General features: G+C 73.3%; 8 protein-coding genes. All 8 read right to left on the bottom strand.

Features of this window, described 5'->3' with window-relative positions:
• Window positions 1–126: 126 nt before the first annotated feature.
• A complete protein-coding gene (eno, locus tag CWC38_RS04035; RefSeq protein WP_121845540.1) occupies window positions 127–1410 on the bottom strand; it encodes a phosphopyruvate hydratase in 1284 nt (427 codons plus the stop codon).
• A 105-nt stretch (window positions 1411–1515) separates the two neighbouring features.
• The gene (locus CWC38_RS04030; RefSeq protein WP_439108827.1) at window positions 1516–2385 is read right to left on the bottom strand and encodes a MazG nucleotide pyrophosphohydrolase domain-containing protein; all 870 of its coding nucleotides are present in this window, start codon (window positions 2383–2385) and stop codon (window positions 1516–1518) included.
• The gene (locus CWC38_RS04025) at window positions 2382–3548 is read right to left on the bottom strand and encodes an adenosine deaminase (RefSeq protein ID WP_121845539.1); all 1167 of its coding nucleotides are present in this window, start codon (window positions 3546–3548) and stop codon (window positions 2382–2384) included. Before CWC38_RS04025 ends, CWC38_RS04030 begins: the two co-directional genes overlap by 4 nt.
• 2 nt (window positions 3549–3550) lie before the next feature.
• Window positions 3551–5371 (bottom strand): hypothetical protein, encoded by a 1821-nt coding sequence (locus CWC38_RS04020; protein ID WP_121845538.1) that lies wholly within the window; start codon window positions 5369–5371, stop codon window positions 3551–3553.
• 187 nt (window positions 5372–5558) lie between these two features.
• Window positions 5559–5966 (bottom strand): cytidine deaminase, encoded by a 408-nt coding sequence (locus tag CWC38_RS04015; RefSeq protein ID WP_165860333.1) that lies wholly within the window; start codon window positions 5964–5966, stop codon window positions 5559–5561.
• A 131-nt stretch (window positions 5967–6097) separates the two neighbouring features.
• On the bottom strand, window positions 6098–7426 hold the full coding sequence (locus CWC38_RS04010) for an ABC transporter permease (protein ID WP_121845536.1): 1329 nt from the start codon (window positions 7424–7426) through the stop codon (window positions 6098–6100).
• Entirely contained in the window at window positions 7423–8649 is a 1227-nt protein-coding gene (locus tag CWC38_RS04005; RefSeq protein WP_121845535.1) for an ABC transporter permease, read from the bottom strand. The genes CWC38_RS04010 and CWC38_RS04005 overlap by 4 nt, the downstream gene beginning before the upstream one ends.
• Window positions 8646–10340 (bottom strand): ABC transporter ATP-binding protein, encoded by a 1695-nt coding sequence (locus CWC38_RS04000; protein ID WP_121845534.1) that lies wholly within the window; start codon window positions 10338–10340, stop codon window positions 8646–8648. The genes CWC38_RS04005 and CWC38_RS04000 overlap by 4 nt, the downstream gene beginning before the upstream one ends.
• Between the last annotated feature and the right edge of the window lie 2 nt (window positions 10341–10342).

The following is a 10342-nucleotide window of genomic DNA, read 5'->3' as shown; positions in this document are numbered from 1 at the left end:
CCTCCCGGGTGACGTGGTGGGGGCGGTTCGTGCTCGGCCAGTCTACCCGCAGCACGACGCCGCCCGGCCCCGGAACGGGAGCGGGCGGCGTCGTGGGCGGCGGCACACGCGGTGCCGCGGTGCGCGCTACTTCGCGGTGAAGCGGGGGAAGGCGGAGGCGCCCGCGTACGTTGCGGAGTCCCCCAGCTCCTCCTCGATGCGCAGCAGCTGGTTGTACTTGGCCACGCGCTCGGAACGGGCGGGAGCGCCGGTCTTGATCTGGCCCGCGTTCACGGCCACCGCGATGTCGGCGATGGTGGTGTCCTCGGTCTCACCGGAACGGTGCGAGATCATGCAGCGGTAGCCGTTGCGCTGGGCGAGCTCCACGGCGTCGAAGGTCTCGGTCAGGGAGCCGATCTGGTTGACCTTCACGAGCAGCGCGTTGGCCACGTGCTCGTCGATGCCGCGGGCGAGGCGCTCGGGGTTGGTCACGAAGAGGTCGTCCCCCACGAGCTGGACCTTGTCCCCGATGTGCTCGGTGAGCGTGGCCCAGCCCTGCCAGTCGTCCTCGTCCAGGGGGTCCTCGATGGACACCAGCGGGTACCTCGCCACGAGGTCCGCGAAGTAGGCGGACATCTCCTCGGCGGAGCGCTTCTTGCCCTCGAAGGTGTACGTGCCTTGCTCGAAGAACTCGGAGGAGGCCACGTCCAGGGCGAGGGCGATGTCGCGGCCCGGCGTGTACCCGGCCTTCTCGATGGCCTCGAGGATGAGGTCCAGCGCCGCCGCGTTGGAGTCGAGGTTCGGCGCGAAGCCGCCCTCGTCCCCGAGGCCCGTGGACAGGCCGCGGTCCTTCAGCACGGACTTGAGGCTGTGGTAGACCTCCACGCCCCAGCGCAGGGCCTCCGAGAACGTGGACGCGCCAATGGGGGCGATCATGAACTCCTGGATGTCCACGTTGGAGTCCGCGTGGGAGCCGCCGTTGAGGATGTTCATCATGGGCACGGGCAGCACGTGCGCGTTGGGCCCGCCCAGGTACTTGTAGAGCTCCAGGTCCGCGGAGCTCGCCGCGGCGCGGGCGATCGCCATGGAGGCGCCCAGGATCGCGTTGGCACCCAGCTTGGCCTTGTTGTCGGTGCCGTCGAGCTCGAGCATGGCCTGGTCCACGGCGCGCTGGTCGGAGGCGTCCAGACCCACCACGGCCTGCTCCAGCTCCTCGTCCACGGCGTGCACGGCGTCCAGTACACCCTTGCCCTGGTAGACGTTCTTGTCGCCGTCGCGGCGCTCCACGGCCTCGAACTCACCGGTGGACGCGCCCGAGGGAACCGCCGCACGGCCGTAGCTGCCGTCGTCCAGCAGGGCCTCCACCTCGACCGTGGGGTTGCCGCGGGAATCCAGGATCTGGCGGGCCTGCAGCCCAATGATCATTGCCATGAAAATCTCCTTGTCGGTCGTCGACCCGTGGGGCCGTTCGCGCCCCGGCTCCCAGCCTACCGAGCGCTCCTGGGTGGCTGCGAGACGCGCGGTGGCTGTCCGCTCTCAGCCGTCGAGCGGCCCGTCGTTCTCGGCCACGTAGCGGCGCACCGCGGCGCGCAGGGCGCGCTCGGCGTCCAGACCCCGGGCGGAGGCCGCCTCGACCCGGCGCAGCAGCTGCTCGCCCAGCTCGCGCTCCTCCGCCGCGCGTTGCCCGGCACTCGGCTCGGGGCCCACGGGGGTCACCCCGGGGACGCCGTGGCGCCGTGCCTTGGACAGTGCCTTCTCCGCGAGCGCGAGCGCGGGCAGTGCCGGGGGGATCCCGTCGAAGACCCGGGTGCGCTGCGGCTTCTCCTCCCGCTTCACGGCGTCCCAGCGTGCGGACAGCTCCGCGGTGCTCGGCCGTTCCGTGCCCGACGACGCCGCGGCGCCCCCGGACGCCGAGGCCCCTCCGCGCCCGGTCCGGTCCGCGGAGTCACCCGCCGCACCGGCCGCGGCTTCCCGCGCGACGCCCTCTGCCGCCGCGGCGGTGGGGTCCCCCGGTGCGGGAGGTGGGCCGCTCTCCGGTGCCGCCGCACAGCCGGGCTCCCGGTCGAACACGCCGGGGTGGCGGCGGACGAGCTTCTCGGTCACCGCGGTCACCACGTCCGTGACGTCGAAGCGCTGCTCCCCCTGGTGCTCCTGCCCGATCCGGGCGTGGAACACCACCTGCAGCAGCACGTCCCCGAGCTCCTCCACCAGCTCGTCGCGGCGCCGCGCGGAGGGCTCCAGCGCCTCGACCGCCTCGACGACCTCGTACGCCTCCTCCACGAGGTAGCGCAGCAGGGACTCGTGGGTCTGCTCCGCGTCCCACGGGCAGCCGCCCGGGGAGCGCAGCGTGTCCATGACGGCCACGAGCCGTTCGAACTGCGCCCCGGGGCCGGCCGCCGCGCTCACGCGTCCTCCCCCGTGACGCGGTGTTCGAGCCACTGCTGGTAGGCCAGTGGCACGAACGCCGCGCGCGCCGCGTTGCGCTGCACCCGCAGCTCGTCCTCCGGCGTCCACCCCGCCTCGGCACGCAGCCGGTGCAGCTCGTGGCTCACCGAGGTGCCGCTCATGAGCCTGTTGTCCGGTGAGATGGTCACCGTGAAGCCGTCCCGCAGCATCCGCGTCACGGGGTGCTCCGCGATGCCCTCGCCCCAGGCGGCGCTCGCGCCGGTCTGCAGGTTCGAGCACGGGCAGACCTCCAGCGCGATCCGGCGGTCCCGGATCCACCGCGAGAGCTCGGAGACGCCCTCCCGGTCCTCGTCCAGCAGCCGCACGCCGTGTCCCAGGCGCAGGGCCCGGCCGCTGTCCAGCGCGTCCGCCACGGACTCCGCCCCCGCGGCCTCCCCCGCGTGCAGGGTCACCGGGATACGGTGCGCGGCGAGCAGGTCGAGGGCCGGGCGGTGCGCGGAGACGGGGAAACCGTCCTCGGGCCCGGCGAGGTCGAAGGCGACCACCGCGCCCGGTTCCGGCTCCCCGGGGAGCCGGCCGTGCGTCGTCGTGGTGGTGGGCTGCCCACCGCCGGCGGACGACGCCGCCGCGCCCGCGTGGCGCACCACGAGCTCGGCGATCTCGAGCGAACGGTCCAGGTGGCGCATGGCGCACAGGATCTGCACCACCGAGATGTGCCCGCCCGCGGCCTTCACCTCCGCGACGCCCTCCGCCAGACCGGACCGGACCGCCTCGACGGCCCCGTCCAGGGAGAGGCCGCCCGCCACGTGCTGCTCGGGCGCCCACCGCACCTCCGAGTGCACGATGCCCTCGGCGGCGCAGTCCGCGACGTACTCGCGAGCCACACGGCGCAGTGCGTCCGGGGTCTGCATGACCGCCACGGTGTGGGAGAAGGTCTCCAGGTAGCGCGTGAGGCTGCCCGAGTCCGCGCTGTCGCGGAACCACCGGCCCAGCGCGGCCGGCTCCGTGGCGGGCAGCTCGTGGTGGGCCGCCGCGGCGAGCGCCACGACCGTGGCGGGGCGCAGCGCGCCGTCCAGGTGGTCGTGGAGGCAGACGAGTCCGTGTGGCCCGAGGGCCCCGTCCACGGTGCGGACGGGGCCCTCGGGGCTGCCCTGCGAGGTCATGCTCAGTAGTTCCAGTCCTGCAGGGCCTCGTTCACGTGCTGCGGGATGTTGGAGCCCGTGCGGGGGTACATGCGCAGCTCCTCCAGGTAGTTCTGACCCGGCAGCCGCTGCTCGTAGCGCACGAAGGCCTCCTCGTCCGAGTAGTCGAACGTGAGCTCCGGCGGGACGCCCGGGCGGAAACGGAACATCATGGCCAGCGGGGCTCCGGAGCCCTCCACGTAGGAGTCGTCCTTGAGCTCCTGGACCTTCAGCTGGTCCTCGGGCACCAGGTCGAACGTGGGCCGCTGGTCCCAGAAGCCGTTGAGGCGCACGTGGGTCAGGGCGTCGTAGTAGGTGCCGAGCGCGCGCACGCGGATCAGCACCGTGGAGACGTCACGCGCGGTGCCGTTCTCCCCGAACAGGTGGCGCTGCGCGTCCGCGAGGCGGCCCAGCACGTCACCCGTGGTGAGCACCAGGTTGCCCGGCGCGAGCGCGTCCGGGTCGAGCTCCGGCTGGGCCTCGGGGGCACGGTAGGACGGGGAGACGTCCGTGGCCGTGGCCAGCTGCGGCGCACCGGAGGGGTCGTCCTCGGGGTCCATCGTGGCCCCTGCGGGCACGAGCGGCTCCGCGGTGTCGGTGCCGAACGCGGACTCGTCCACGTGGGCCGGCAGCTCATCGGAGCCACCAGCCCGGTCCTGGGGGTCCACCTCGCCCGGCACGGTGCCGTGCGCACCGTCCTGGTCGTGGTGGTCGCCGTGCGCCTCGGCGGGCAGGCCGTCCCCCGGGGCCGGCGTGTCCTCGACGTGCGCGGTGTCCTCGGCGGCGGCCGTCTCCCCGGCGGAGTCCGCGCCGTCCTGCTGGGGCGCGGCGTAGCCGGCTCCGGCGAGCCCCGCACCCGCGGCCGTGCCCGCGAGGGCCGCACCGCCGCCGTGGGACTCGGGGGATCCAGTGGACTCGGACGCGAGGGAGTGCTCCGGCGCGGTGCGCGTCCCGGCCACCACGTCACCGGACTCCGCGGGCTGGGTGCCGTGCTCGTCCACCACACGCACGGCGTCCTCCGCCACGTCGTGGCGCTCGTGCGTGCCGAGGGCGGCCTCGTCCACCGGAGCCGCGGTGCGGTCCGCGGTGGTGCTGCTCGCGGGCTCGTCGGTGGCCGCGGCGTCGCGGTCCGTGGAGCGCAGGTCGGTGCCCTGGTGGGCGGCGGCAGCGGTGCCGGATCCGGCCGCGACGTCGTCCGCGGTGTGGTCCTCGGGGAGGCCGTGGGCCGTCCCGTTCGGGGTCCCGGCGGCATCGCGCGTACCGCCCACACCGGCGTGGCCGTGCGTGAAGTGCTCGGTGCGGGACTCCCCGCTGGGGTAGTCGTAGCTCACGGTGACGTCCCGGCGGCCGTCGTCCGGCGCCGCGACCACGAGGTCCAGCTGCCGCCACGGCCCCACCGGGGTGCTCATGGCCTGGGTGTAGAGGTCCGCGACGTCGTCGAACAGCGGGGACCCCTGGTCCACCGTGCCGTTCTCCACCTCGTCCTCGCCCTCGCCCACGGACTGCCGGGTCTGGTGGGTCATGATGTTGCCGGACTGCACGAGGGTGAGCCGGGCACGGTCCGCGCCGCGGGACAGCAGAAGCTCCACGAGGTGGGTCAGCGCGCCCTTCTCGGGCAGCGGGGTGGTCTCGCGCTCGGGCGGACGCCGCTCGGCGTCCTGGGCGTGCCCGGCCTCCGCGGTGTGCCCCGCGGGGTGCTGCTCGAGCGGGGACTGCCGCCCGGGCTCGGTGGGGCGCGCGCCCGGCGACGGCTGGGGCGTTGGGGCGTCGTGCTTGGTGCTGCGGAACAGATCTCTCAGACCCACGTGTGTGTTTCCCTTCCAGAGCCGGGCTCGGTTTCGTGGCCAGTATAAGCGCGGTGCCACGGGCCCACCCGAGGGCGGGGATCCCGCCGGGTCCCGTGGAGCACACGGGTGGACCGTGCCCGTCCGGTCGATCCGCGCCGCGTCCCCGGACCCCGGTCGGGCCCGGGAGCCGCCGGGGCGCCGCGACCTACAGGTTCTCCGGCCCGAACGCGTCCGGGAGCACCTGGTCCATGGAGCGCACACCGCTCACGGTGAGCAGCTGCATGCCGGGCGCGCGGTGCTCGTAGAGCAGCTGCCGGCAGCGCCCGCACGGCATGAGCACGTCACCGTTGCCGTCCACGCACACGAAGGCGGAGAGCTTGCCGCCGCCCGACATGAACAGGGCGCTCACCAGGGAGCACTCGGCGCACAACGTCACCCCGTAGGAGGCGTTCTCGATGTTCGCTCCCGTGACCACTCGGCCGTCGTCCACGAGGGCCGCCGCTCCCACGGGAAAGCGGGAGTAGGGCGAGTAGGAGTGCTCCAGGGCGCCGGTGGCCGCCCGCTGCAGCTGCCGCCAGGTCGCCTCGTCCACCGTGGTCCGCTCATCCGTCATGGTCGTTGCTCCGTTCGTCGGTCGTCGGTCGTCGTGCTGGTGCTGGTGCTGGTGCTGGTGCTGGTGCTCGTGCTGGGACGATTCTGCCGCGCGGGGAGGGCTCTTCACCCGCGGACCGCGCGGCGGCGTCGTCACTCCTTCACGTAGGGCTCCCCGGAGGCCGCGGGACCGCGTGAACGGCCCACCAGCCCGGCCACAGCGAGGATGGTGACCACGTACGGGAGCATGGCCAGGAACTGGCTGGGCACGGGCGTGTCCAGGAAGGAGAGGATGGACTCCAGGTTGGAGGCGAAGCCGAACAGCAGGGACGCCAGCAGGGCGCCCACCGGGTTCCAGCGCCCGAAGATCAGCGCCGCCAGGGCGATGTACCCGGAACCCGCGGTCATGTCCCGGGTGAACGCGGAGACAGAGACGAGGGTGTAGAACGCACCGCCGAGTCCGGCGACGGCGCCGCCGAGCAGCACGTTGCGCACTCGCAGCGCGTTCACCGGCACCCCGAGGGTGTCGGCGGCCTTGGGGTGCTCCCCCACCGCGCGCGTGCGCAGTCCCCAGCGGGTCCGGTAGAGGGCGAACCACACCACGGCCACCGTGGCGTACATGAGGTAGCCGATCACGGACTGGTCGAAGAGCACGGGGCCCACCACCGGGATCTCCGCGAGCAGCGGGATGCGCACGTGCGGCAGCCGCGGCGGGGAGTTGAACAGCTCGGCGCTGGGCTGCAGGACCGTGGCGAAGAGGAACCCGGTGAGCCCGGAGACCAGCACGTTCAGCACCACACCCACGATCACCTGGTTCACGCGGTAGCGGATGGCGAACAGGGCGAGCACCACCGACACGAGCACCGAGCCCAGCACGGCCGCGAGCAGGCCCACCCAGGGGCTGCCGGAGACCGTGGCCGCGACGGCGGCGGAGAAGGCCCCGAAGAGCAGCTGCGCCTCGATCGCGATGTTGACCACGCCGGAGCGCTCGCACAGCAGGCCGCCCAGGGAGCCGAACACGAGCGGGGTGGCCAGGGCCACGGATCCGGCGAGCAGAGCGGTCAGGGAGATGCTCGGGGTCTGGGCCGTGCCCACGATCCACACCAGGAACCCCGCCACGAAGGCGAGGCCCGCGAGCACCATGGCCCAGCGCGGCAGTGCCCGGGCCCGCACGCCGGCGGCCACCGCGAGCGCCGCGAGCACCGCCGTGACCACCCAGCCGAAGGGTGCGGCGGCCACCTCCATGTCGGGAAGCCGCACGGCGTCGCCCGTCTCGGAGAACCGGAACTGGACCTCCCGTGCGGAGGTGTGCAGCGCGAAGACCAGGAAGGAGACGAGCGCGAGGATGCCCAGTCCGATCGCGGGGCGGTAGGTGCGCACCCCCACGGCGCGGTTGGCCGCCGAGGTGGCGAGGTCGGCGTCGGGCGCGGGCCCACGGGGAGCCGGTGCGTGGGAGGTGGGCTGGGACGCTGTGGTGCTCACGCGGCCTCCTGCGAGTGGGTGCTCGCGCGCGAGCGGCGCACGGCGAAGGTGAACAGCGGCGGCAGTGCGACGAAGAGCACGATGAGGGACTGCACCACCAGGACGATGTCGATGTTGGTGCCCGTCATGGACTGCATGGTCACGCCCCCGGCGCGGAACGCCCCGTAGAGGATGCCCGCGAAGAACGTGCCCCAGGGTGTGGAGCGGCCCAGCAGGGCCACGGTGATCGCGTCGAAGCCGAAGGAGGCCGCGACACCCGCCGTGAGCGAGTGCTCGGTGCCGGACACCTGCGCGGTGCCCGCGAGACCCGCGAGCAGCCCCGCCAGCAGCATGACCACCACGAAGCCGCGGGTCACGGAGATCCCCGCCGTGCGCGCGGCCCGCGGGTTCGCGCCCACGGCACGCAGCTCGAAGCCCACGGTGGAGCGGTGGAGCAGCCAGGCCACGGCCACCGTGGCGAGCACCGCCAGCGCGAAACCCCAGTGCAGCCGGAAGTGCTCGCCCAGGAGCTTGGGGAACATCGCGGTCCCGTCCACGGCGGGACTGATGGGGTTGGACGACCCCTCGCGCTGGAAGCTCGGCAGCGTGAGCAGCCACGCCACGAGGTTCAGGGCCACGTAGTTGAGCATGATCGTGAGGATCACCTCGTGGGCGCCGGTCCGGGCCTTGACGAGACCCACGATCCCGCCCCACACGGCCCCGCCCAGCGCTCCCGCCGCCACGACCGCGATCAGGTGGATCCCCGCGGGCAGGTGCCACGAGAAGCCCACCCACGCCGCGAGCGTGGCGCCGACCAGGATCTGGCCCTGGGCACCGATGTTGAACAGCCCGGCCCGGAACGCCAGCGCGACGCCCAGCCCCGCGAGGATGAGTGGCGTGGCCACGGTGAGTGTCTCCGTGAAGGGGTAGATCCGGTCCGCGAACGTGGCCCCGGACGGGTTGTACACGGCGCCGTGGAACATGGCCACGTAGGCGCTGGAGGCCGCCGTCCACATCGCGGACAGGGTGTCACCGGGACGCGCGAAGAAGTACCCCGCCGCATCTCGGACCTTCTCGTCCGTGACGGCGATCAGCAGGCCGCCCAGGACCAGCGCGACCACCACGGCGAGCACCGACTGCACGGTGGAGCCCAGCAGGGTGCGGCGGTGCTCGCCCGCGGCGAGCTCGGTGGGCGGCGGGGCGGAGACCTGGTCGGCCCCGGCCGGTGCGGTGGTGGCGCTCATGCCGTGGGGTTCCCCTCGTGTCGGTCGGCCGGGGCCGTTCGCCCGGTCGGGCTCGTCGGTTCGGACGGGGTGGGCGGCGCGGCCGTGGGCGGCAGGGGGTTCGTGGTCCCGCGGTCGGTGCCACCCGACAGGGTGCCCGGCGCCGCGGCGTCGTCGTCCCCCGCGTGGTCCCAGGGCGCCGCGGGCAGGACGGACTCCGCGGGTTCCCCGGCCATCATGCGTCCGAGGGCTTCACGCGGGGTGTCCGGGCCCACGATGCCCATGAGGCGACCGTGGAAGAACACCGCGATCCGGTCCGCGAGTGCGTAGACCTCGTCCAGCTCGGTGGAGACGATGAGCACCGCGGTGCCCTTGTCCCGCTCGGCCACGATGCGCTCGTGGATGAACTCGATGGACCCCACGTCCACGCCGCGCGTGGGCTGGGAGGCCACGAAGAGCTTGAGCGGGCGCCCCAGTTCACGGGCGATCACCACCTTCTGCTGGTTGCCTCCCGACAGCGTGGCCACGGGCGAGTCCACGGAGCCGGCGCGGATGTCGTACTCGGCCACCTCGGACCCCGCGTGCTGGGCGATCGCTCCCAGGCGCAGTGAGGGCCCGGCGGCGAACGAGCGCTCGTGGCAGCGGTCCAGCACCAGGTTTTCTGCCACGGAGAACGAGCCCACGAGCCCGTCCGTGGAGCGGTCCTCGGGCACGAAGCCGACCCCTCGCGCCAGCACGTCCCGGGTCCTGAGTCCCGTGAGCTCGTGCCCGTCCAGCCGGACCGAGCCGGTGACCCGCTCCTCCAGGCCCACCAGCGCCCGGGTCAGCTCGGTCTGCCCGTTGCCCTGGACTCCGGCCACCGCGAGGATCTCCCCGGGCGCCACGTCGAAGTCCACGCCGTCCAGCAGGACGACGCCGTTGTCCCCCACCACCGTGAGGTCCCGCACCTCCAGCGCGGCCCCGGTGGCGAGCGCGGGGGTCTTGTCCACCGTGAGGGAGACGTCGCGGCCCACCATGAGGGCGGCGAGCTCGTCCGTGCTCGTCTCCGGGCCCACCCGGCCCACCACGCGCCCGCGGCGGATCACGGTGATCACGTCCGAGACCGCACGCACCTCCCGCAGCTTGTGGGAGATGAACACGATCGAGGTGCCGCCGTCCCGCAGCTGCCGCATGATGGCGAGCAGCTCGTCCGTCTCCCGAGGGGTCAGCACCGCCGTGGGCTCGTCGAGGATGAGCACCTCGGCGTCCCGCACGAGGGCCTTGATGATCTCCACGCGCTGCTGCACACCGACGGGGAGGTCCTCCACCACGGCGTCCGGGTCCACGGCGAAGCCGTAGCGCTGCGAGATCTCCCGGATCCGGGCGCGGGTGGTCGCGAGGTCAAGGGACGCGCCCCGGGTGCTCTCGTGCCCCAGCGCCACGTTCTCCGCCACGGTGAAGACCGGGATCAGCATGAAGTGCTGGTGCACCATGCCGATCCCGGCCGCCATGGCGTCCCCCGGACCGCTGAAGGCCACGGGCTCGCCGTCGATCTCCACGGTCCCGGAGGTGGGCTCGTACAGCCCGTAGAGGACGTTCATCAGGGTGGACTTGCCCGCCCCGTTCTCCCCGAGCAGACAGTGGATCTGGTGGGGCTCCACCGTGAGGTCCACGCGGTCGTTGGCGGTGAAGTCACCGAACTTCTTGGTGACGTCCCTGAGTCTCAGCTGCACGC

The sequence above is a fragment of the Kocuria tytonicola genome (genome assembly GCF_003687455.1).
GTDB classification, from domain to species: Bacteria; Actinomycetota; Actinomycetes; order Actinomycetales; family Micrococcaceae; genus Kocuria; species Kocuria tytonicola.
The sequence above is the reverse complement of the archived record's forward strand: the minus strand, read 5'-3'. Positions and strand labels throughout refer to the sequence as shown.